Source organism: Lacinutrix venerupis (genome assembly GCF_001971745.1).
In the GTDB taxonomy this organism is placed as follows: Bacteria; Bacteroidota; Bacteroidia; order Flavobacteriales; family Flavobacteriaceae; genus Lacinutrix; species Lacinutrix venerupis.
In genome coordinates, this window is record NZ_CP019352.1 from 2,369,301 (window position 1) to 2,391,377 (window position 22,077).

The window sequence follows — 22,077 nt, forward strand, 5'->3', positions numbered from 1 at the left end:
TATTATTTTAAAAAAAACAATGAAATTACACTTATTTATTCTTCCTCTCTTATTTTGCACTTTTAGCATTTTTGCGCAAAACCAAACAATGACAATCACTAAAAAAAATGGAGAAATTATAACCGAAGAAGCACAATTCCATAAAGCTAAAAACAACTATTATGATGGGATAACGCTTAAAAGAAATGAAGATAGTAATGATTTATACATAAACGCTAATGAAATAAGTAGTGTAGTAATAAACGGTAAAAATTACCTTACAAAAAACATTGATAATAGTGCTTTTTTATTCGAAACGTTAATTGAAGGTAAATTATCACTCTACCAAAGCAATGAATATAATTATTTTCTTGAAAAAGAAAGCATTGATATTAGACAAATCCCATTTAACACCGTAGGATTAAAAAACAATAAAAGGTATTTTAAATATGGTAATATAATTTTATTTGTAACAAACTGCCTAGCAGCCAAAGAAACAGCTTTTAACAGAAACCATAATATAGACATTAAATTATTAAAAGAAATAGTAGCAACATACAATAGTTGCGACCTGTCGAATGACACCGTTTTTACTGAAAACGAATTAATAAGTATGCAGACTTTTGATGACAAAATCAGGTTTGGTGTTTCTGCAGGTTTTTCATCTTTAATTGCTGATTACTCTAATTTAGGTTTTAATAATGAAGCTAACCACAACTCTGCAATATTTGGTGTTAAACTACTTGTTTATCCAAATAAAGAAAAGAACACTGTTTTCTTTAATCTTGATGCAAGTTATCTTTTAGGAAAAGAACAAAACCTATCTAATGTTTTAATTAATAAAACAAGTTATATACCTATTCAAATTGGTATAAACTATGCTTTTAATAATATAAGCGATACATTTAAACCTTACTTAGGAGCTAATGGTATTTATATTATTAACCAATCAAAATTAACGATATTATCATCTAATAGTTTTTCAGAAGATTTAACTGTAAATAATACTGTTGGATATAATTTTAAAATTGGTAGTGAAATTAAATTATTGAATAGCGATTTTAACTTTGAACTTCTTTATCAACCAAAACTAAAGTTTAGTTCAGATTCTTCTTCAATATCTCAAAATATTAATAGAAATTATACTGTAAGCGGTGTTCAAGTAATGTTAACTTACCTATTTTAAAACATTTTAGTACATTACAAATGGAACAAAAATTGATAACTTATTGTAGATCATGAAACACTTTCATTTAAAACATACAAACTTATTCGCCATTGGTTTATTGTTATGTTTTACTGTTTCCTTTCCTGTTATTGTTTTTGCTCAAGACATTACATATCCAAAAGCACAAAAAAAAGATAGTATAGTTGAAAAGACATTTTTAAAAAAAAAGAAAAGACAAATTCGTTTTAGCGGTAACGATGGCCCATACATTATTAACGACACTTTATATCGTGTAACTTCAGAAAGTAAACTTTTAGTTACTCCTTTTTTTAATAGAGATTCAATTCGTGTTAAAGTAGATAATATAGAAAAAGACACCTTTTTTGTGCCATTACAAAAAGAGTACAATATTCCCGAAACCGTATATAATCTACCTGAGAAAATGGTGGTTATTTCAGATATTGAAGGAAAATACAATGCCTTTGCTGGATTTTTATATGCTAATAAAATTATAGATGAAAACCATAATTGGATTTTTGGAAATGGCCATTTAGTTTTAGGTGGAGATTTTATGGACAGAGGCAGAAATGTTACTCAAGTACTTTGGCTTATTTATAAACTTGAGCAACAAGCCCAAAAACATAATGGGCAAGTGCATTTTATATTAGGCAACCACGAAATACTTAATTTTTTTGGAGATCACAGGTATAACCGTGGTAAGTATATAAAAGCTGCACAAGAAATTAGTCAATTAGAAGATAAAAAAGAAGCTATTAAATATTTATATTCTACACGTTCTGAAATAGGAAAATGGCTAGCCACAAAAAATGTAATTGAAAAAATTGGAGACTACCTTTTTGTTCATGCCGGAATAAGCCCAGAAATTTTGGATTATAAATTAAGTTTAGAACAAATAAATAAACTTGTTCGCACTCATTTTACTGGCATCGAAAATTTAATAGATGAAAAAGTAAATTTTCTTTATAGTTTAAAAGGCCCTTTTTGGTATCGCGGACTTGTGAAAAGGAGATTTCAATACGACAAAATTACACCATTAGAGCTTGATAGAGTTTTAAAATTTTACGATGCAAAAAAAATAATTATTGGCCATACTCCTGTAGATTCTATTACTACAGATTTTAACGGAAAAATTATTATTACAGACGTTAATCATGGTTACATAAAATTTACAGGACAAACAAAAGGATTATTAATAGAAAATAATCAAGAATTTATAATAGATGATGCTGGCTTAAAAAAACCATTAGCAAAGTAATTATAAAGATTTAAAGTGGTTGTCTAAAAAGGTTAATCTATTTTCTAAAGATGTCTTTAAATACTCGTAATGCTCCTTATTTGTATTCTCATTAAGTTTATTTATCCATACTAATTGTTCTCTCTCGTATATCTTTTCTTTTGTAAATTTATTATAAACTTTATCTATTCTAGATAGTAAGGCATCATTACTAAATTCGTTTGCTCTTAATGCTATCCATCTGTCTTTTAATTTCTGATTAAAATTGTTTGGATTTAACTTTATTAAACGATTAAAAAGCCCATTTCCTAAAACAAAATCTGAAACATGTTCTCTTTCTCCATCTCGTATAATTCCTAAAACACCATCTAAATCCCAAGCAACAAAAAAGTAAGGTTCATTTTTATTATACTTTCCTAAATAGTAGTTTTTACCTAAATTATCTGTTGCTCGCATTGCGTTAACAAACAAATAATAATTTATAACATTTTCAATATTAACCTTATTAGCAATATTATTAGAAAATGATTCATCTGTACCTTTAACAACAAGTTGTTGAAGTTCGAATAAGTTTTCAAAATGCGATTTATAGTTTATAAAAGGATATTCTGTTCTCCAACCACTCCAATGTGGAAAAAGATTATTAAATTTCTCTGGAGCTTTAGTAAAATCTGGTCCTCCATCGTAAGAATTAGCCTTATACAATTCTCCATTAACTACATTGCCCTCACTTTTTTTAATTTGTAATTGCTTTCTATCTACAGATTCCGAGAATTGATAAATACCATAATATTCGTTATTTTTAAATAGTTCAACATACTTAACTTCAAAACCATTTTTAGCTTCTGGTTCTTTATCTAAATAATAAGGTTTTTGTATATCTAACCATAAATTAGTCGCCACATCCGAGCGTAAACGCAAAGGTTCGTTATACATCCCGTCAAGAATCCAATCATCATCAGATCGCATACCGTTAAATTTTAAATCTTTTTTTTCTTGAGAAGTTTTATCTGTCCAAAATTCTATATCAAAAGATTTTTTAGGAAAGCTTAAAGACAAATTACCTCGATACCTCACTCCCATTACACTTTCAATAAATTCCTTATTATTGTAGTAGGTAAAATTACCAGCGATTTTAGATTCGTTAGTCATATTTTCTGTATCTATGGTAATATGAATTAATGGTATTTTAGAAATATACAACGTGTAATCATCGCCATTAGTTACACTAATACCTTCGTTATAAGACAACTTTTTAGAAGTGTTTTTTAAAGAAAAATCCTCATTAAAGTTAATACTTACTATATTCTTATTTTTTGAGAGTATGGCATCTAAATTCTGTTGATGCCAAACAATAATTTTATTTTTTTTATCAACTCCAAAACTTCCTTGATCTGCCGTGACCACATCTTGTGCAGAACACTGTGTAAGAAAGAGTAAAATAAAAGATATAAGTGTTAATTGAGATAAATACTTCATTATATTATTTAATTTTCTTAAAAATAGCGAATAAAAACTTTAATCTATTATACATTAATATAACATTACAATATTTATGCCTTAATACATTTTTTAAATATAGACTAATGTAATTTTAAAAATGCAACTAAAAAAGTTTAACCAACTGTTAACAACTTCGGTTTTATTAACTCATAAATAGTTGTATTTTTACGCTGGACTTTTTTATTTTAAGTTCACTAATAAAACCAAATCATTTAATGGGTAAAATTATTGCCATTGCCAATCAAAAAGGAGGTGTTGGGAAAACAACAACCTCAGTTAATTTAGCAGCTTCTTTAGGCGTTTTAGAGAAAAAGGTATTGCTTATAGATGCAGATCCACAAGCAAATTCAACATCTGGATTAGGTATAGATGTAGAAACTGTAGAGGTTGGAACTTACCAACTTTTAGAGCATACAAACTCTGCAAAAGAAGCTATTGTAAATACAAATACGCCTAACTTAGATATTATTCCTGCGCATATAGATTTAGTTGCCATAGAAATTGAGCTTGTAGATAAAGACTCTAGAGAGTACATGCTTAAAAAAGCTTTAAACGATATAAAGGATGAGTACGATTTTATTATAATTGATTGTGCACCATCTCTAGGCTTACTAACTTTAAATGCTTTAACTGCAGCAGATGCTGTAATTATACCTATTCAATGCGAATATTTTGCTTTAGAAGGTTTAGGTAAATTATTAAATACTATAAAAAGTGTACAAAAAATACACAATACTGCTTTAGATATAGAAGGTTTACTATTAACTATGTACGATTCGCGCTTACGCCTATCTAACCAAGTAGTTGAAGAAGTACAAAAACATTTTAACGATATGGTTTTTGAAACCATAATACAACGTAATGTTAAGCTTAGCGAAGCACCAAGTTATGGTGAAAATATAATTAACTACGACGCGTCTAGTAAAGGTGCGGCTAATTATTTAAGTTTAGCAAAAGAAGTAATAAATAAAAACTCCTAAACTATGGCGAAGGCAACTAAGAAACAGGCTTTAGGTAGAGGTCTTTCGGCTTTATTAAAAGACCCTAGTAACGACATACAATCTGTACAAGACAAAAACGCAGATAAAGTAATTGGTAATATTGTAGAGTTAGAATTGGATGCTATAGAAATGAATCCTTTTCAACCAAGAACAAGCTTTAACGAAGAAGCATTACGCGAATTAGCATCTTCTATAAAAGAATTAGGTGTAATACAACCTATAACTGTTAGAAAATTAGGTTTTGAAAAATACCAATTAGTATCTGGAGAACGTCGTTTTCGCGCAAGTAAATCTATTGGGCTAGAAACTATTCCTGCATATATTCGTATTGCAAACGACCAAGAAAGTCTGGAAATGGCATTGGTTGAAAACATCCAACGTCAAGATTTAGATCCTATTGAAATTGCATTATCATACCAACGTTTAATTGATGAAATTCAATTAACTCAAGAACAAATGAGTGAACGTGTTGGAAAAAAACGTTCTACAATTGCAAACTACTTACGTTTGTTAAAACTCGATCCTATTATTCAAACAGGAATGCGAGATGGTTTTTTATCAATGGGACATGGACGAGCAATTATTAACATTGAAGACCAATCCATACAGTTAGATATTTACGAAAAAATATTAGCTAACAAGTTATCTGTTAGAGAAACAGAAGCTTTAGTTAAAAACTATAATAGTACAAATGAAGTTGTTATACCTAAAAAAGCAACAAAAGAAGAGTTGCCAAAATATGTTAAAAAAGGAATGGCAGCATTTTCAGAATACTTTGGCCACAAAATAGACGTTAAAATATCTAGTAATGGTAAAGGAAAAATAACAATTCCTTTTCATTCTGAAGAAGATTTCAATCGTATTAAAAAGTTAGTCCAAGGTGACAAATAAAATTCTCATATCTGTTTTTTGTTTACTATTTAGTTTTTCGGCTTTAGCGCAAGAAGAAAAAGAAAAAAACAGTAAAACTTCAAAAGAAAACAAAAAAGAACAAACTCAAGAAATTGAGGAAGGCCTGGTTATTAATCCAGCAGATTCTTTATTGGTAAGAAAGGAAATCGATCCGCTTCGTCCATCTAAAGCAGCCTTCTACTCTGCTGTTTTACCTGGTTTAGGGCAAGCTTATAATAAAAAGTATTGGAAAATTCCTATTGTTTATGCAGCCATTGGAACTGGTGTTTATTTTTATATAGACAATAATAAGCAATACAATCGTGTACGTGATGCTTACAAACGTAGATTAGCAGGCTTTAATGATGATGAATTTCAAGATAGGTTAACAGACGATGGCTTACGTGAAGCACAAAAATCTTACAGACGAAATAAAGAACTATCACTTTTAGTAACCGTTGGATTATATGCTTTAAATATTATTGATGCTAATGTAGATGCACATTTACTACAATATAATGTAGACGATAATTTAAGTTTTAAACCGCATTATAAACTTGATGAGTTTGAAAGAAAAGGAACCGTTGGTTTAACAATGAATTTTAAACTAGATTAAAAGTATAGATTATGAAAATTGCTTTACTTGGCTATGGAAAAATGGGAAAAACAATTGAAGCTATCGCTTTAAGTCGAGGCCACGAAATTGTTATAAAAACATCTGAAGCTTTAAATTCTGAAATTACTGCTGCAGATATTGCCATAGATTTTAGTATTCCAGAAGCTGCATTTACAAATATTTCTAACTGTATAAACCATAATATTCCAGTTATTTCTGGAACAACAGGTTGGTTAGACAATTACAATAAAATTGTAAGTCTTTGTGAAGAAAAAAAAGGAGCATTTATATATGCATCTAATTTTAGTTTAGGCGTAAATATTTTTTTCGAGCTTAATAAAACATTAGCAAAAATGATGTCTTCATTAAAAGATTACAATGTTGATATTGAAGAAATACACCATACACAAAAACTAGACGCTCCTAGTGGCACAGCTATTTCTTTAGCCGAAGATATTATTGAGAACCACAATAATTTCACTTCATGGAAACTAGATGGTAATAAAGACAACGTACTTCCTATTACTGCTAAGCGTATTGAAAATGTTCCAGGAACTCATAATATTACCTACAAAAGTGAAGTGGATACTATAGAAATAAACCATATTGCACATAACCGACAAGGTTTTGCTTTAGGAGCCGTAATTGCTGCAGAATGGCTACACGGCAAAACTGGTGTTTACACAATGAAAGATGTGTTAAATATTGGTTAACTTTAAATAAAAATGTAACATTTGCAGTAGCAAAAACACTAATAAAACTATTAAATATTAGTACAAAATATAGATTATGGACGGAACACAATGGATTATATTCTTCTTAATTATTCAAGTTATACATGGCTTAGCTACCTGGAAGTTATATATTAAAGCAGGAAGACAAGCTTGGGAAGCGTTTGTGCCTATTTATAACGCTGTTATTTTAATGAAAATAATTAATAGACCTTGGTGGTGGACAATATTGCTTTTCTTACCTATTGTAAATCTTATCATGTTTCCAGTTGTTTGGGTAGAAACCGCTAGAAGCTTTGGAAAAAACTCAAGACTAGACACCATTCTTGCTATTGTATCTTTAGGTTTTTATAACTTTTATTTAAACTATGTTGCAGATGTTAATTATATAGAAAACAGAAGTTTACTAGCAGGAAGTAGTGCTGGAGATTGGATAAGTTCTATATTATTTGCTATTGTTGCAGCAACAATTGTACATACTTATTTTATACAACCTTTTGTTATTCCATCATCTTCACTAGAAAAAACATTACTTGTAGGAGACTTTCTATTTGTTAGTAAATTTCATTATGGAGCAAGAGTACCTATGACTACGGTAGCATTACCAATGGTACACGATTCTATTCCTAAAACAAAAATGAAATCGTACTTATTTAGCGATAAATATGAAGAACGTAACACCTCTTGGAAAAATAAGTTACAACTACCTTATATGCGACTGCCTGGTTTTCAAAATATAACAAGAAATGAAATTGTTGTGTTTAACCAACCTGCAGATACTTTACTGGATATGAATGTGTTTACACCAGATAGAAATTACTATAAACCTATAGACAAGAAAACTAATTTAGTAAAACGCTGCGTAGGTATTCCTGGAGACACTTTAGAGCTTAGAGAAGGTATTGTATATATAAATGGCGAAAAAAATGTACTACCAGATAGAGCTCGACTACAATTCTTTTATACTGTAAAAACAAAAGGAGATATTAGACAACTCTTTAATAAATATGAAATTACAGAAAGCAGTGGAAGTGAAACTTATTATATTGAAAACAAGTATTTAGACGATCCTAAAATTAAAGACTTTATAAATGCTAGCCAAGATATAAATCTAAATATAATTAAAAGAGACTCTTTAAAAACTGAAGTTTCTGGAAGACTAAATCAACGCTTTTTCAATCGCTTGAACATGACTGTAGCCAATACAAATTACATTGGCAACATGACACAAGAACTTGCCGAAAAAGTAGCTAAAGACCCAAATGTAATTTCTGTAGAAAAAGTAAACTCTAAAACTCCAGACAGTAGATTGTTTCCGCAAGATTCGGAATTTCCATTCACAGCCGATAATTTTGGACCAATATACATTCCTAAAAAAGGAGAATCTTTAGATTTAACTATACAAAATTTACCGTTATACAAACGTGTAATTGGTGAATACGAAGGAAACAATATAACTTCTCGCGGAAACCAAATTCTAATCAATGGTGAGGTTGCTAAAAGTTATACTTTTAAACAAGACTACTACTGGATGATGGGAGACAATAGACAAAACTCAATCGATTCTAGGTATTGGGGATTTGTACCTTTCGATCATGTTGTTGGGAAACCTGTTTTAGTGTGGATGAGTTTTGATACTATAAAGAAAAAAATACGCTGGGATAGACTATTTACAACAGTTCATGGTACAGGAAAAGCAACATCGTTTTTAATACCTGTTCTAGTTTTAATTGCTGGTTTAATTGCTTTTAATAGATTTAGAAAACGTAAAAAAGCTAAACTATAGTTTATACATAAATGCGTTGTTAGTTTATAAATTTGATTAAAGTTTCTATTAACTCTAATATTGCTAAAGATATTGTAAGAAAAAAATTAACGCATAAACAAAATGAATGTCCTACTCCATCCAACCTATTTTCCTAGTATAGCAACTTTTGTAGCTGTTGCTAAAGCTGAAAATATTGTAATGGAAACTCAAGACAACTACCAAAAGCAAACCTACAGAAACCGTTGTTATATTTATGCTGCTAATGGAAAATTACAACTAAGCGTTCCTGTTAACTTTAGTCAAAAAAACAGGCAAAAATATAGCGAAGTTACAATTGCTAATAACTACAATTGGCAAGACAACCACTTTAAATCTTTAGAATCTGCTTATAGAACTTCTCCATTTTACGAGTTTTATATAGACGAATTACAGCCATTATTCACTGAAACTTTCGACTCTATTTTAGATTTTAATTTAAAATGTTTTGAAACCATTTGCGAATGTCTTCAGTTAGAAACTAATATTTCTAAAACTGAAGTTTTTGAAAAAAACCCAACAAATTTAAAAGACTTAAGAAACTTGGTAAATGCTAAAAAAGAAATCATTTTACCATTAGAACCTTATACACAAGTATTCGATACTAAACATGGTTATATTAATAATTTAAGTATTTTAGATTTACTTTTTAACGAAGGACCAAATACTATAAGTTATTTAACTGCCCAAAATATATTTTAATGATACAATCTATTGTACATTATGGTATTCATTTTATTTTACCTTTAATTATAGCTTTACTATGCTTTAAATCTCAATGGAAAAAAGCATATTTAATAATGATACTAGGAATGCTAATTGATCTAGATCATTTGCTTGCAACACCTATTTTTGAAGCTAATAGATGTAGTATTAATTTTCATCCTTTACATAGCATCTATTTAATACCAATATATTTATTTTTAGTATTCCCTAAAAAAACAAGATGGATTGGTATTGGATTATGCATTCATATTATTGCAGATAGTGTAGACTGCTGGATGATGTAAAAAATATTACAGCAATTATTTTTTATACTAAAGACTCACTTTTGTCATTATTGGATAGTGGTCTGAATATTCAACATCGTAAGTTTTAAATGCATTAATTTTAAAAGAAGGATCTGTAAAAATAAAATCTATTCGCATTGGAAAAAACTTAAAATTATAAGTTCTACCAAAACCATTTCCTGCCTCTTTAAAAGTATCTTTAAACTCTTCTTTAACTTGTTTATAAACATAAGAAAAGGCAGTGTTATTAAAATCGCCACAAATAATAGACTTATACTTTGAATTGCTTTTGTGCTTTAAAAATAATTCTGCTTGTAACTCTTGTACTTTAAATGTATTACCAATTCCATTAAATAATTTCTCAGACTCTTTAGTTGTTAAAGTTTCTAATTTTGGATCAATACGTAGTGATTGTAAATGAATATTATAAATTCTTATAGTGTCTTTAGATTTTACAATATCAATATAAATAGCATTGTTAAACGTATTAGGAAACTCTATGGATCCAGAATTTACAATTGGATAATTTGAGAAAATGGCTTGTCCGTATTTTTTATTTTTTCCAAGCAGTTTTTCATACTTATACTTGTAGAAAGAGAGCTTTGTACTTTCTCTTGGGTGATATTCCTGTAAAGCTAATACATCTGGCGCTTCTTGTTTAATAAAGCTAACTATATTTTCTTCTACATCTTCATTAGGAATCCATTTGTAGAGATTAAATAATCTCACATTGTAATTCATTACAGAAATATTGTTTTTATCTACAACTGTTTTAGATTCTGAAAACTTATATAACGAGCCAAAAATAAAATAACCAATAGTTAAAACGAATAAGGATAGCAACAACTGCTTTTTTATTTTTACTAACCAATACACAAAAAACAAAACGTTTAATAGTATTAAAATTGGCACACCTAAGCCTAAAACAGAAATTGCTGCAAAAGTTTTTGGAGAAAGTAATGGCACTATATAAGACAGCAGCAAAATAAAAGCTACTACAGAGTTAGCTAAAAACATTACTTTTTCGAAAAACTTTAATTTTCGCATAATTTTATTTGCCGGCTTTAAATAAAAATTCTTTTTCTGCAGCAGTTAAACTTTCGTAACCACTTTTACTTATTTTATCTAAAATAATATCTATTTTTTTTTGGTTATTAAACTCGCTAAATTCTCCTTTAGTATAACCGCCAACCTTAGTTTTATCTTTATAAACCGTTTTAAGATTTCCTTTTTTATTAGTTTTAAACCAATTAGTAATACTATCTAATAATCGTTCAAAACCTTTACCAATATCGTTACCTTTTACTAATTGTTTTGCATAAACAAAACCTAAAAGAGCTCCACCTAAATGAGCTAAACTACCTCCTGCATTTGCTCCTGAAAGCCCTATAAAATCGAATAGTACTAATACTGCTCCTATGTACCAAATTTTAACATTCCATGTAATTAAACGTACTTCGGTATTAGGCATATATGCACATAAAAATATAAAGATTGCTCTTACGGCTGCACTTGCTCCAATTAATGGAAAATATTTATTTGCAAAATATTCTGGAAAAATATTATAGCATAGTAAAAACATTAAAGCTCCAGCAATACTGCCTAAAAAATAAAGATTTAATGCCATTTTTGCACTAAACAGATTAAGAAATAATCTACCTATAAAATACAACCAAATCATATTAAATACGAGATGTAATAATTTATAATGCAAAAAGGAATATGTAATTATAGACCAAGGTTGAAGTATAGCCTCGTTAAAACTTGGAGGCAATTCTAAATAAGACAAAACACCCGAAATAACTGGTTTTAATACTATAACAATTAAAAAAATAATAACATTTATAGCTATTATTTTTTCAAGTACATTAAGGTTTTTAAACTTATATTTTAACTGGTCTAAATTGCTCATAACAATTAATCTATTCTATACTTATTAAAGGTATTCTTTTTTAAAAATTGCATAACTATTAATCCAACAACTGCTCCTCCAACATGAGCCCAATGGGCTATATTCATTCCAAAAACTGAAGGACTTCCTAAAAAACCAGATACAATATCATAACCCACTAATAAAGGTATAAAGTATTTAGCTTTAATAGGTATTGGTAAGAAAATTAGCATTAACTCTGCATTAGGATTTAATATTCCGAAAGCTACTAAAACACCCATAATACAGCCCGAAGCACCTACCATTGTAGCATTATACACTTGAAATGCATCATTAATTTGTTCCACCTGCAAAGCGGTAGTGGGAAAATTCCATTTTCCTGTTCTAAAAATATCCATTAAAGCTTCTGTAGATACACCTGAAGCTTGCAATTCTGGTACAATTTGAGAATACTCAAAATAATAAAATCCGAGTTGAAATAAAACAGCTCCTAAACCAGCAGCAAAATATAATATTAAAAACTTTTTACTACCTAAACGTTGCTCTACTGCAGTACCAAACATCCAAAGCGCAAACATGTTGAACAATATATGCGTAAAACCGCCATGCATAAACATGTGTGTTACTATTTGCCAAGGCTTAAAAATGCCATTTTCTGGATAATGCAAAGCAAATAAATCGAACATTCGAGCTTCACCAATTACTAGTGTTGCTACAAACATAATTACGTTTATTATTAATAAATGCTTTACTGTTTCGGTTATTCTATTCATATTTTTTCTTTCTAAAATTTAGAAATACTAATAATTTTATATAAACTTTTTATCTAACTCATCTACAGTCATCGTAACAAAAGTTGTTCTATTAGTTGGAGATACATTTGGCTCCTTACAAGCAAATAATGAATTTACTAAATGCTCTTGTTCTATAAGTGTTAAACTTTGTCCTGCTTTTATTGCTAAACTTTTAGACAAAGATTTAGCTAATAAATCGGTGGCACTAAAGTTACTATCTGGCACTTCATTTTCCACGTCACTTATTAATTGCTCTAATATTATAGAAACTTCACTCTCTGGAACACTTACTGGAACTCCAGCAATTTCTAATAATTCTCCTTTTATAGTTTGAAATATAAAACCTGTATGTTCTAAATCTGTTTTTAATTGATTAATAATTTCGATTTCTGAAGGAGAAAAATGAAGTTGTAATGGAAACAATAATTGTTGACTCATCGCTTCTTTAACTGTCATATTTTTTAAAAAATCCTCATACAATACACGTTGATGTGCTCGATGCTGATCTATTAATAACATACCAGACTTAATAGTACTAACAATGTACTTATTATGAAATTGATAAGTGGTTTGCTTTTGTTCTACTTGATTTTCATTCTCAAAAATAGACTCATTTTTACTACTACTTTCAAAATGAACTTCACTAAAATCTTGTTGTGTTTGCGTGCCTTTAGACTCTAAACCTACGTATAAACTTTCCCAATTTGAAGCTGGCGCTTTTTTGTAAGAAGTACTTGCTGTACCAATAGATTGTTTTTCTTCTTTAAAAGGATTAAAACTTCTATCTACCTCTACAGAAGGTGTTCCTTTTTGTTGGTAGCTATATGGTGTATCTAAATTAGCATCACGATCAAAATCTAGAACTGGTGCTATATTAAATTGTCCTAAACTATGCTTTACCGCAGATCGTAAAATAGCATATAGTGTGTGTTCATCGTCAAACTTAATTTCAGTTTTAGTAGGATGAATATTTATATCTATAGTTTGTGGATTTACCGTTAAATTTAAAAAATAACTAGCGTGAGCGCCATCTTTAAGTAAGCCTTCAAAAGCCGAACCTATAGCATGATTAAGATAGGCACTTTTTATAAATCTATTATTTACAAAAAAGAATTGCTCTCCTCTGGTTTTTTTTGCAAACTCGGGTTTACCTACAAAACCTGAAATTTTTAATACTTCGGTATCTTCATCTACAGGCACTAACTTTTCATTAGTTTTTGTTCCAAAAATATTTACAATACGTTGTCTATAATTACTTTCTGGCAGATTAAATGTTTCACTTCCATTATGAAACATAACAAAACTAATATTAGAATGTGCTAAAGCAACACGATGAAACTCATCTATAATATGTCTTGTTTCTACAGTGTTCGATTTTAAAAAATTACGTCTTGCAGGAATATTATAAAAAAGGTTTTTTACAGAAATTGATGTTCCTTTTGGAGTAACCACAACCTCTTGCTTATTTACTTTACTACCTTCTATTTCTATACACGTACCTACATCTTCATGCTCTTGCTTTGTTTTTAGTTCTACATGGGCAATTGCAGCAATACTAGCTAGCGCCTCTCCTCTAAATCCCTTAGTGTTTAACTGAAATAAATCGTCTGCAGTTTTAATTTTTGATGTCGCATGACGTTCAAAACTTAATCTTGCATCGGTAACACTCATGCCTTTGCCATTGTCTATAACCTGAACAAGTGTTTTACCTGCATCTTTTATTACAAGTTTTATAGTAGTTGCACCAGCATCTATTGCATTTTCTAGTAACTCTTTAACTACAGAGGCTGGACGTTGTACAACTTCTCCTGCAGCTATTTGGTTTGCAACATGATCTGGTAATAATTGAATAATATCTGCCATTTACGACTTAAAAAAATATAGTGAGGTCAAAATCTATTATAAAAAGAAAAAGTAGCACTAAAATAGCTACAATTATATAAACGCGTCTGTTAACTGCTTTGTCTGGAGAATTCTTATACTCGTCTACAGCTTTAACAAATCTAGACTTTAAACCACCAGAAGCTTCAAGTGTAGTACGCTCTGCATCAAATTTACCTTTCATAGCATACGGGCTTCCTTCTCCTTTATAAAAACGAGGTTTATAATTATACTTCTTATTTTGTTTTAGTTTAATAAATGCCATAGTAATTATAGTTTTGATTCCAGATAGAACATTATTGCAATAATAATGCCTAACAATAGAAGTAAACCAGGTAAACCTATTTTACGCTTTCCGGCTCCGGTTTTTCGGGTACGCTTCCATTGCGAACCAACCTCTGTTTTAGTTTTTTCTGCTAAGTCAACATCCTTAACTTCATCTTTATGAAATCTAGGATTATAATTAAACGTTTTATTTTTTCTATTATTAAACACTATACTATTTTATACTATTGAGATACACTCAAAAGTACTGAAAATACAAAAGAATTTATATAATGAAAAGCTAAAATTGTTAACAGATATACTTCTTGTAAAAAAAGAAAATGTGTAAGACTGAACTTTAAAGACTTATACTTTAAATTAAATTAAGCATTAAAAAAAGTAAAAACTGAAGATGTAAACAGCCAGAGAGATATCTATTTCTTATTTAAAACAGCCATTTTAATAGCAGCTACAGCAGCTTCGGTACCTTTATTACCATGTATTCCTCCAGAACGCTCTATACCTTGTTGCTCGGTATTATCTGTTAAAACACAAAATATTACAGGTATATCATGTAAAACATTTAGGTCTTTTATTCCTTGTGAAACACCTTCGCATACAAAATCGAAATGTTTAGTTTCACCTTGAATTACACTACCAATAGCTATTACAGCATCTACATTTTTTTGTTGCATTTTCTTGCAACCGTAAATAAGTTCAAAACTTCCAGGAACATCCCAACGCGTAATATTCTCTGGTAAAACATTATGCTCTACTAAAGTCTCGTAAGCGCCTTTATAAAGTCCTTCGGTTATATTATCATTCCATTCTGAAACAACAATCCCAAACCGAAAATCTTTCGCGTTTGGGATTGATGCTTTATCGTATTCCGATAAATTATTATTTATTGTTGCCATGCTTATTTATTCGTCATTGCTTCTGCTTTTCCTATAAATACATCTACAGATGTTGCTTCTGGTGCATTAGGATAAGTTTCTTTAATTGTATTAAAATAACCTAAAGCTTCAGACGCTCTTCCTAAATTTAAGGCAGTAACTCCAGCCTTGTAATAGTATGTAGGAGCAGTTAATTCATTATTTCTCATTTTTGCAGCTTGCAAGTAATAATCTAAAGCATTTTCTGGATCTTCTAATTGAATAAAAGCATCTCCTATAGATCCTTTTGCCATTGGTCCTGCAGCTTCATCTTCACTTTCAAATTTATCTAAATGCGTAATAGCATTTTTATAGTCTTTTAAGTTTAAGTAAGCCATTCCAGCATAATAATTTGCTAAATTAGCAGCAGGTGTACCACTATATTCTTTTATAATATCTAACATACCATATTTACCATCGCTACCATTAAGTGCTACATTGTATAGTGAGTCGCTAGATACACCACTTACAGCTTCGTTAAATTGTTTTTGCGCGTAGTACATTTCATTCATCCCTTCTGCATTTGCAGGTTCTTGAACTAATTTCTTGTATCCTAAATACCCTAAAACTAAAGCAGCAACTACTCCAATAATTATAAAGATATATTTTTGGTTAGCAGCAACAAAATCTTCTGTTTTAGAAGCCGATTCGTCTAAGGCATCAAATACTTCTGCAGTTGTTGAGTTTTCTCCTAAGTTCTCCTCAATAACTTCCTGTTCTTTTTCTGTTTTTGGTTTATAACCTCTTTTCTTATAAGTTGCCATGTATAGTTTTATTTATGCGTCGCAAAAATAAAATTTTTCTTCATATATAAAAGCTTATTTATTTGTTATTTTGCAAGTCGCATCTATTTGTAAAAATAACAACTACTAGATTTGTATAATTAGTATATGATTTTAAAGTCGCTTTCTTTAGTAAATTATAAAAATTTTGAGAGTAAATCTCTAATATTTAACGACACAATTAATTGTCTTGTAGGCAATAACGGTGTAGGGAAAACAAATATTTTAGACGCTATCTACCATCTTTCGTTTGGTAAAAGTTACTTTAATCCTGTAGCTTCACAAAACATAAAACATGATCAAGAGTTTTTTGTTGTTAATGGAGAATATGACAAAGAGAGTAAATTAGAAAAAATTGTAGTTAGTTTAAAACGCGGCCAAAAAAAAGTTATAAAAAGAAACGGAAAGAGTTATACCAAATTTAGTGACCATATTGGCTTTTTACCTTTAGTAATAATTTCGCCTGCAGATAGAGATTTAATTACCGAAGGTAGCGATACAAGAAGAAAATTTATAGATAGTGTTATCTCGCAAAGCGATAAATTGTATTTAGACGATTTAATTAAATATAATAAAATACTTGCTCAACGTAATAGTTTATTAAAATATTTTGCCTTAAACAATACTTTTAATAAAGACACTTTAGAAGTTTACAATAATCAATTAACAGATTACGGAACCAAAGTTTTTAACAAAAGAAACGCTTTTTTAAAAACCTTTATTCCTATTTTTAAAGCAAGATACCAAGCAATTAGTAATGGCAATGAAATTGTAAATTTAGTTTACAAAAGCGATTTATTTGATACAGATTTAAATACTTTGCTTATGCAGGTTATAAATAAGGACAAAGCCATACAATACACTAGTGTAGGCATACATAAAGATGATTTAATCTTTAATATAGATAACCATCCTATTAAAAAATTTGGTAGTCAAGGACAACAAAAGTCTTTTTTAATTGCCTTAAAACTAGCACAATTCGATTTTATAAAGCAACAAAGTGGTGTTAATCCAATTTTGTTATTAGATGATATTTTTGATAAGTTAGATGAACAACGCGTTACACAATTAATTAAATTAGTAGATGATGAAAATTTTGGACAACTTTTTATTAGCGACACACATGCTGAACGTACTGAAAACGCAGTAAAACAAGTACACCAATCTTATGAAATATTTAAATTGTAGATAAAAAAAACACAATAATATATTACAATTAAAAATGAAGAAAATTCTATTTATTATATTACTTACAACAATTTTTAGCTGCTCTAAAAACCCAGAAAACTTAGTACAATATATTGATGGTTATTGGGAAATTGAAAGCGTAACACTATCTAACGGTGACAAAAAAGAGTACAAGATTAACCAAACTGTAGATTATATATTGGTAAACGATAGTTTAAAAGGATTTAGAAAAAAAATGAAACCACGTTTTGATGGTAAATATGAAACATCAAAAGATACTGAAACGTTTCAAATAAAAATAGAAAACGACAGTTTAAACTTGTATTATTCAACTAAATATGCAAACTGGAAAGAAACCATTTTAATGGCAAATGAAAATAGATTAAAAATTGCTAACAAAAGAAATGATGTGTATTTATACAAACGCTTTACTCCAATAAATATTAACCAATAAAATAATTACCACAACAGTGGAAAATTAACATGGCAAAAAGAAATAATAGTATATTAAACATTCAAGATGCACTTAAAGACTTTGTTGAAAGTAACAAATTAGAAAAAGGTTTAAATAAAGTAAATGTTCGCGATGCTTGGGTAAAATTAATGGGAAATGGAGTAAATAATTACACCACAACTGTTGACTTAAAAAACGAAACACTTTATGTACAACTAAGTTCTAGTGCTTTACGTGAAGAATTAAGCTATGGAAAAGATAAAATAATTAAACTTTTAAATGAAGAACTTGGTAAAGATATTATAAAAAAAATAGTGCTACGCTAATATTATTTTAGGCTTAAGGTTAATTAATTGTTACTTAATAAAATAAAAATAGATTGTTAAATTTAAAATAGTATCTTTGTTACTTATTATAAATTAAATTTTTTTAAAATGGCTCAAGGCACAGTAAAATTTTTCAATGATTCTAAAGGTTTCGGTTTTATAACTGAAGAAGGATCAGACAAAGACCATTTCGTACACATTTCTGGATTAATCGACGAAGTTCGTGAAGGAGATGCAGTAGAATTCGATCTTCAAGAAGGTCGTAAAGGTATGAACGCAGTAAACGTAAAAGTTATATAATTATATATATTCAATTTACCTTATTACAGGAAAAGCCCACTTTTAGTGGGCTTTTCTATTTTAAAACAATTACCTAATTACGTATTTGTAATAAAAAAAAGCGCAACCATTGGTTGCGCTTTTTTTTTATCTTTTTTATTACCTATTGTTTCATTAATTTAATAACTGTTTTAGCTTCTTTAGAACTTACAGTCATAAAATATAATCCAGAAGCTACATTAGATAAATCTATTGCCTTAACATCATTCATATTAGATAAATCTACAGATTGAATAAAACGTCCATTTATATCGTAAATTTCTGCTTTTTCTAAATTTAGCTGTCCTGTTTTCTGTAAATTAAAGATTCCATTTGATGGATTTGGGAATACTTTTACAAAATTATTTATAGCATCAAAATCTTTAGTAGAAAGAGAGTAAGTACAATTATAAACTGTAACCTCATCTAAATACCAACCAATTAATCCATTACAACCATCAGAACCCAAATCAAATCTAAACTGTATTGTGCTATTTGCTGTGACACCCAAAGAAGATAAATCTATACTACTACTTCCCCAACTTCCTTTATTTGATCCTTCATCAGAACCTGTAAAAGCATCTTCGCCACTCAAAGGATTATCGTTTTGACCTCCATTAATAGCTCCGTTATAAGCATTGGTTAAAAAAGCTGCAGATGGAACAAGTGTCCAAGCACCGCCATCTAAACTATATTTAATATTTGCACCATCCCAATTAGGTTCTGTTGCAACATTATGATTAAAAGCCATTTCAAAAACACCTGTTGTAACATCTGGCATTGTAATGATTGGGCTTTCTAACTGCATACTTCCATTTTGAAAATCGGTTTGACAATCACCTCCATACACTTCACCTATTGGTGCATTTACAGCATAAATACCTGTTCCTGCTCTACCGCTTGGTAAAGACGTTTCTAATTGCCAATCTCTTGACGTCCAAGTTGGTGATACTGTTACTTGAGAAACACTCCAGCCATCCATTCCTGTTTCCCAATCTTCGAAAAAGATTGGATTATTTAATCCGGTATCGCAAATTGGTGGTGTATCTCCTAAAATAGAAGTAAATCCACACTGCGTTGGCTCAATACGTAACTCTACAGCAAGTACAGCATTAGTAACCTGTTGTACATCTAAAGCTGTTATAATTTCTCCCGAAGGACCTGCTGGAGTTGAAGTTGTAGATAAACCTTCTAAATTAACACCAATTAAATCGTTTGCAGAAGCCTCTAAGGCATTAGCTAAATCTAAAAAATCACTTGTAGCTGTAAGATATTGACTTTGCGCTCTCCAAAAAATATGTGCTGCCTTAGTAAAACCAATACTTCCTATTACTTGTCCATTATATGTACCGCCATCTACTAATAAAGCATAAGCATGGTTTGGTACACCAGAATTTATGTGTACTCCTCCAGAATCTGTAGTATTACACCAATATTGAGCATCGGTAACTTTGCCAGGATGACCATTACAATTTGGATTCCACATATCTCGTATTGCGCCTCCAAAAGCAGTTGCGTCTTCTGTTACTTTCCAACGATCACTATTGTTACAAGTTATTCTTAAAGCCAAACTCTCATCTGCATCTTCATAATTATTTAATAAATCTACAGTTTCTCCCCAAATATCAGAATAAGATTCATTTATTGCTCCAGATTGCCACTGGTAAATTAAGCCACTTGTATATTCTGTATATGCGTGTCCCCATTCATGAGCAACAGCATCATCAGATGCAGTTCCATCACAATAATTAGCTGTTGTACCATTCCAGTTTGCATTAGGACAATTAATATTTGGATTGTTATTAATTGTTACCATTTGCGCATCTGCATCATCATAAGAAGTATAATTAAAAGCATTTTCAAAAAAGTTATAAATATGCCCTGATGCTTCTACCTCATTACGTTGCCAGATTGTTAAACTACCAGGTAAAGCATCACCTTCTTGCCATGCTACTGTACTTAAATTATTTTCATAAACCACACGGTCTAATGCATGAGCAATACCTGTAAACTGCTCCACAATTGTTCCTGTATGTGCATTTACAAAAACATACTCTCTAACATCTGCATTATTTCTTACCTCTACCTCGTAAACCAAATAATTTGCACCTTTATAACCTTGTGCTAATCCTTTTTGAAACACATATAATTTACTATTATGTACTAATAATGTTTCTCCAGAAAAATTAATCTCTTGATTAATTATTGCTTCAATAGCTAATGCATTTGCTTCAGTTTTTGATAATGTTGGTGTAGCATCTAGTTTAATGCCTGAAATATAATTACCGTTTATGGCAGTTATATTTTTTTCTGTATTAAAATGAAATAATAATTTTCCATCGTAAACTGGTATATTATTATAATATTGATTTAAAATTACTCGTTTTAAACCAATATTATCAATTTCTGAAGACTCTAATTTAAAGTCACTTTTTACATCATTTACACTAAAAATATCTTTATTTTCATTTAAGAAATTAAATGCTTTTTCAGAAAGAGAACTTCCTGTTATTTTATAAGGACTCGTATTCGAAAATCTAATAAAATCTGGAACATTAGAATGCTTATTAATTGTAATTAAAGCATTTGTTTTTTGTTTAAAGTTTTCAATTGCTTTTTCTCGATTTTGCGCTTGAGAAAAAAAGGTAAACATTAAACTAAGGATAAGTGTAGTTTTTAATAATCTCATAGTTTTTTTTTAAATCACGCTAAAGTACTTGATTATTAGGTACAAAAAAAGCCTAACGTGTTAAAATTAGGCTTAAGTGTTTATTTTTATCGGTTAAATGCTTAGAACATTTCTCTTCCTGAAAAGTGAAAAGCTCCTTCAATTGCAGCATTTTCGTCACTATCACTACCATGTACGGCATTCTCACCAATAGAAGCAGCATATAACTTACGTATAGTTCCTTCTGCAGCATCTGCAGGATTAGTAGCACCAATTAAAGTTCTAAAATCTTCAACAGCATTATCCTTCTCTAAGATTGCAGCTACAATAGGTCCACGAGTCATGTACTCCACTAACTCACCAAAGAAAGGTCTTTCGTTATGTATTGCGTAAAATGCTTCAGCATCTGCTGTTGTCATTTGTGTTAATTTCATTGCTACGATTCTAAAACCAGAAGCATTAATTTTTTCTAAGATTGCACCAATGTTTCCTTTTTCAACAGAATCAGGCTTAAGCATTGTAAATGTTCTATTTGTTGCCATAATATTTTTTTATAAATTTGGTGCAAAAGTAGTGTATTTCTTCAAAAAAACAAGAGTAATCCATACTAAAATATTG

The 22,077-nt window shown here is 29.7% G+C and carries 24 protein-coding genes; 13 read left to right on the top strand and 11 right to left on the bottom strand.

The annotated features are described in order from the left end of the window. Nucleotides 1-88: 88 nt before the first annotated feature. The gene (locus BWR22_RS10795) at nt 89-1,165 is read left to right on the top strand and encodes a porin family protein (protein WP_076733684.1); all 1,077 of its coding nucleotides are present in this window, start codon (nt 89-91) and stop codon (nt 1,163-1,165) included. A gap of 52 nt (nt 1,166-1,217) precedes the next feature. Further along, nucleotides 1,218-2,423: a metallophosphoesterase gene (locus BWR22_RS10800; RefSeq protein WP_083678289.1), complete on the top strand. Its 1,206-nt coding sequence runs from the start codon at nt 1,218-1,220 to the stop codon at nt 2,421-2,423. On the opposite strand, the gene BWR22_RS10805 is transcribed toward BWR22_RS10800, so the two are convergent. Beyond that, complete coding sequence (locus BWR22_RS10805; protein ID WP_076733685.1) at nt 2,424-3,881, bottom strand: CotH kinase family protein; 1,458 nt, start codon at nt 3,879-3,881, stop codon at nt 2,424-2,426. Nucleotides 3,882-4,120: 239 nt separating this feature from the next. Here BWR22_RS10805 and BWR22_RS10810 point away from each other — a divergent pair, with 239 nt between their 5' ends. The 7 genes from BWR22_RS10810 (at nt 4,121) to BWR22_RS10840 (ending at nt 9,958) form a co-directional block, all read left to right on the top strand. Continuing rightward, nucleotides 4,121-4,885: a ParA family protein gene (locus BWR22_RS10810; RefSeq protein WP_076733686.1), complete on the top strand. Its 765-nt coding sequence runs from the start codon at nt 4,121-4,123 to the stop codon at nt 4,883-4,885. A 3-nt stretch (nt 4,886-4,888) separates the two neighbouring features. Further along, a complete protein-coding gene (locus BWR22_RS10815) occupies nt 4,889-5,797 on the top strand; it encodes a ParB/RepB/Spo0J family partition protein (RefSeq protein WP_076733687.1) in 909 nt (302 codons plus the stop codon). Further along, nucleotides 5,787-6,413: a DUF5683 domain-containing protein gene (locus tag BWR22_RS10820; RefSeq protein ID WP_076733688.1), complete on the top strand. Its 627-nt coding sequence runs from the start codon at nt 5,787-5,789 to the stop codon at nt 6,411-6,413. Before BWR22_RS10815 ends, BWR22_RS10820 begins: the two co-directional genes overlap by 11 nt. Nucleotides 6,414-6,424: 11 nt before the next feature. After that, nucleotides 6,425-7,126, top strand: coding sequence for a 4-hydroxy-tetrahydrodipicolinate reductase (gene dapB, locus BWR22_RS10825; protein ID WP_076733689.1), 702 nt, complete (start codon nt 6,425-6,427; stop codon nt 7,124-7,126). Nucleotides 7,127-7,202: 76 nt separating this feature from the next. After that, entirely contained in the window at nt 7,203-8,930 is a 1,728-nt protein-coding gene (lepB, locus tag BWR22_RS10830; protein ID WP_076733690.1) for a signal peptidase I, read from the top strand. Nucleotides 8,931-9,032: 102 nt separating this feature from the next. Continuing rightward, nucleotides 9,033-9,650 (top strand): WbqC family protein, encoded by a 618-nt coding sequence (locus BWR22_RS10835; RefSeq protein WP_076733691.1) that lies wholly within the window; start codon nt 9,033-9,035, stop codon nt 9,648-9,650. Beyond that, nucleotides 9,650-9,958, top strand: coding sequence for a DUF6122 family protein (locus BWR22_RS10840; RefSeq protein ID WP_076733692.1), 309 nt, complete (start codon nt 9,650-9,652; stop codon nt 9,956-9,958). The genes BWR22_RS10835 and BWR22_RS10840 overlap by 1 nt, the downstream gene beginning before the upstream one ends. A gap of 27 nt (nt 9,959-9,985) precedes the next feature. On the opposite strand, the gene BWR22_RS10845 is transcribed toward BWR22_RS10840, so the two are convergent. From BWR22_RS10845 to BWR22_RS10880, 8 genes are all read right to left on the bottom strand, one after another. Further along, the gene (locus BWR22_RS10845) at nt 9,986-11,005 is read right to left on the bottom strand and encodes an endonuclease/exonuclease/phosphatase family protein (RefSeq protein WP_076733693.1); all 1,020 of its coding nucleotides are present in this window, start codon (nt 11,003-11,005) and stop codon (nt 9,986-9,988) included. A 4-nt stretch (nt 11,006-11,009) separates the two neighbouring features. Beyond that, a complete protein-coding gene (locus tag BWR22_RS10850) occupies nt 11,010-11,870 on the bottom strand; it encodes a rhomboid family intramembrane serine protease (RefSeq protein WP_076733694.1) in 861 nt (286 codons plus the stop codon). A gap of 5 nt (nt 11,871-11,875) precedes the next feature. Further along, on the bottom strand, nt 11,876-12,622 hold the full coding sequence (locus tag BWR22_RS10855; RefSeq protein ID WP_076733695.1) for a rhomboid family intramembrane serine protease: 747 nt from the start codon (nt 12,620-12,622) through the stop codon (nt 11,876-11,878). A 36-nt stretch (nt 12,623-12,658) separates the two neighbouring features. After that, nucleotides 12,659-14,506, bottom strand: coding sequence for a DNA mismatch repair endonuclease MutL (gene mutL, locus BWR22_RS10860; RefSeq protein WP_076733696.1), 1,848 nt, complete (start codon nt 14,504-14,506; stop codon nt 12,659-12,661). Between the two features lie 7 nt (nt 14,507-14,513). Then, nucleotides 14,514-14,789, bottom strand: coding sequence for a riboflavin synthase subunit beta (locus BWR22_RS10865; protein WP_076733697.1), 276 nt, complete (start codon nt 14,787-14,789; stop codon nt 14,514-14,516). A gap of 5 nt (nt 14,790-14,794) precedes the next feature. Beyond that, on the bottom strand, nt 14,795-15,019 hold the full coding sequence (locus tag BWR22_RS10870; RefSeq protein WP_076733698.1) for a hypothetical protein: 225 nt from the start codon (nt 15,017-15,019) through the stop codon (nt 14,795-14,797). 203 nt (nt 15,020-15,222) lie between these two features. After that, a complete protein-coding gene (gene ribH, locus BWR22_RS10875) occupies nt 15,223-15,705 on the bottom strand; it encodes a 6,7-dimethyl-8-ribityllumazine synthase (RefSeq protein ID WP_076733699.1) in 483 nt (160 codons plus the stop codon). A gap of 2 nt (nt 15,706-15,707) precedes the next feature. Beyond that, nucleotides 15,708-16,487 (bottom strand): tetratricopeptide repeat protein, encoded by a 780-nt coding sequence (locus BWR22_RS10880; protein WP_076733700.1) that lies wholly within the window; start codon nt 16,485-16,487, stop codon nt 15,708-15,710. A 126-nt stretch (nt 16,488-16,613) separates the two neighbouring features. On the opposite strand from BWR22_RS10880, the gene recF reads away from it, so the two are divergent. From recF to BWR22_RS10900, 4 genes are all read left to right on the top strand, one after another. Continuing rightward, on the top strand, nt 16,614-17,693 hold the full coding sequence (gene recF / locus BWR22_RS10885; RefSeq protein ID WP_076733701.1) for a DNA replication/repair protein RecF: 1,080 nt from the start codon (nt 16,614-16,616) through the stop codon (nt 17,691-17,693). Nucleotides 17,694-17,727: 34 nt separating this feature from the next. Next, entirely contained in the window at nt 17,728-18,147 is a 420-nt protein-coding gene (locus BWR22_RS10890) for a lipocalin family protein (protein WP_076733702.1), read from the top strand. 29 nt (nt 18,148-18,176) lie between these two features. After that, the gene (locus BWR22_RS10895; protein WP_076733703.1) at nt 18,177-18,473 is read left to right on the top strand and encodes a DUF721 domain-containing protein; all 297 of its coding nucleotides are present in this window, start codon (nt 18,177-18,179) and stop codon (nt 18,471-18,473) included. A 108-nt stretch (nt 18,474-18,581) separates the two neighbouring features. After that, complete coding sequence (locus BWR22_RS10900) at nt 18,582-18,773, top strand: cold-shock protein (RefSeq protein ID WP_013870486.1); 192 nt, start codon at nt 18,582-18,584, stop codon at nt 18,771-18,773. A 142-nt stretch (nt 18,774-18,915) separates the two neighbouring features. Here BWR22_RS10900 and BWR22_RS10905 read toward each other — a convergent pair whose 3' ends face one another. Further along, entirely contained in the window at nt 18,916-21,480 is a 2,565-nt protein-coding gene (locus BWR22_RS10905; protein WP_076733704.1) for a M4 family metallopeptidase, read from the bottom strand. A 101-nt stretch (nt 21,481-21,581) separates the two neighbouring features. Further along, on the bottom strand, nt 21,582-22,001 hold the full coding sequence (locus BWR22_RS10910) for a nucleoside-diphosphate kinase (RefSeq protein WP_076733705.1): 420 nt from the start codon (nt 21,999-22,001) through the stop codon (nt 21,582-21,584). Nucleotides 22,002-22,077: the final 76 nt, after the last annotated feature.

What these genes read in the sequence shown, in the direction of transcription:
- BWR22_RS10795 (WP_076733684.1), top strand. Translation starts at nt 89, where the DNA reads ATGACAATCACTAAAAAAAATGGAGAAATTATAACCGAAGAAGCACAA.
- BWR22_RS10800 (WP_083678289.1), top strand. Translation starts at nt 1,218, where the DNA reads ATGAAACACTTTCATTTAAAACATACAAACTTATTCGCCATTGGTTTA.
- BWR22_RS10805 (WP_076733685.1), bottom strand. Translation starts at nt 3,881, where the DNA reads ATGAAGTATTTATCTCAATTAACACTTATATCTTTTATTTTACTCTTT.
- BWR22_RS10810 (WP_076733686.1), top strand. Translation starts at nt 4,121, where the DNA reads ATGGGTAAAATTATTGCCATTGCCAATCAAAAAGGAGGTGTTGGGAAA.
- BWR22_RS10815 (WP_076733687.1), top strand. Translation starts at nt 4,889, where the DNA reads ATGGCGAAGGCAACTAAGAAACAGGCTTTAGGTAGAGGTCTTTCGGCT.
- dapB (WP_076733689.1), top strand. Translation starts at nt 6,425, where the DNA reads ATGAAAATTGCTTTACTTGGCTATGGAAAAATGGGAAAAACAATTGAA.
- lepB (WP_076733690.1), top strand. Translation starts at nt 7,203, where the DNA reads ATGGACGGAACACAATGGATTATATTCTTCTTAATTATTCAAGTTATA.
- BWR22_RS10835 (WP_076733691.1), top strand. Translation starts at nt 9,033, where the DNA reads ATGAATGTCCTACTCCATCCAACCTATTTTCCTAGTATAGCAACTTTT.
- BWR22_RS10840 (WP_076733692.1), top strand. Translation starts at nt 9,650, where the DNA reads ATGATACAATCTATTGTACATTATGGTATTCATTTTATTTTACCTTTA.
- BWR22_RS10845 (WP_076733693.1), bottom strand. Translation starts at nt 11,005, where the DNA reads ATGCGAAAATTAAAGTTTTTCGAAAAAGTAATGTTTTTAGCTAACTCT.
- BWR22_RS10850 (WP_076733694.1), bottom strand. Translation starts at nt 11,870, where the DNA reads ATGAGCAATTTAGACCAGTTAAAATATAAGTTTAAAAACCTTAATGTA.
- BWR22_RS10855 (WP_076733695.1), bottom strand. Translation starts at nt 12,622, where the DNA reads ATGAATAGAATAACCGAAACAGTAAAGCATTTATTAATAATAAACGTA.
- mutL (WP_076733696.1), bottom strand. Translation starts at nt 14,506, where the DNA reads ATGGCAGATATTATTCAATTATTACCAGATCATGTTGCAAACCAAATA.
- BWR22_RS10865 (WP_076733697.1), bottom strand. Translation starts at nt 14,789, where the DNA reads ATGGCATTTATTAAACTAAAACAAAATAAGAAGTATAATTATAAACCT.
- ribH (WP_076733699.1), bottom strand. Translation starts at nt 15,705, where the DNA reads ATGGCAACAATAAATAATAATTTATCGGAATACGATAAAGCATCAATC.
- BWR22_RS10880 (WP_076733700.1), bottom strand. Translation starts at nt 16,487, where the DNA reads ATGGCAACTTATAAGAAAAGAGGTTATAAACCAAAAACAGAAAAAGAA.
- recF (WP_076733701.1), top strand. Translation starts at nt 16,614, where the DNA reads ATGATTTTAAAGTCGCTTTCTTTAGTAAATTATAAAAATTTTGAGAGT.
- BWR22_RS10890 (WP_076733702.1), top strand. Translation starts at nt 17,728, where the DNA reads ATGAAGAAAATTCTATTTATTATATTACTTACAACAATTTTTAGCTGC.
- BWR22_RS10895 (WP_076733703.1), top strand. Translation starts at nt 18,177, where the DNA reads ATGGCAAAAAGAAATAATAGTATATTAAACATTCAAGATGCACTTAAA.
- BWR22_RS10900 (WP_013870486.1), top strand. Translation starts at nt 18,582, where the DNA reads ATGGCTCAAGGCACAGTAAAATTTTTCAATGATTCTAAAGGTTTCGGT.
- BWR22_RS10905 (WP_076733704.1), bottom strand. Translation starts at nt 21,480, where the DNA reads ATGAGATTATTAAAAACTACACTTATCCTTAGTTTAATGTTTACCTTT.
- BWR22_RS10910 (WP_076733705.1), bottom strand. Translation starts at nt 22,001, where the DNA reads ATGGCAACAAATAGAACATTTACAATGCTTAAGCCTGATTCTGTTGAA.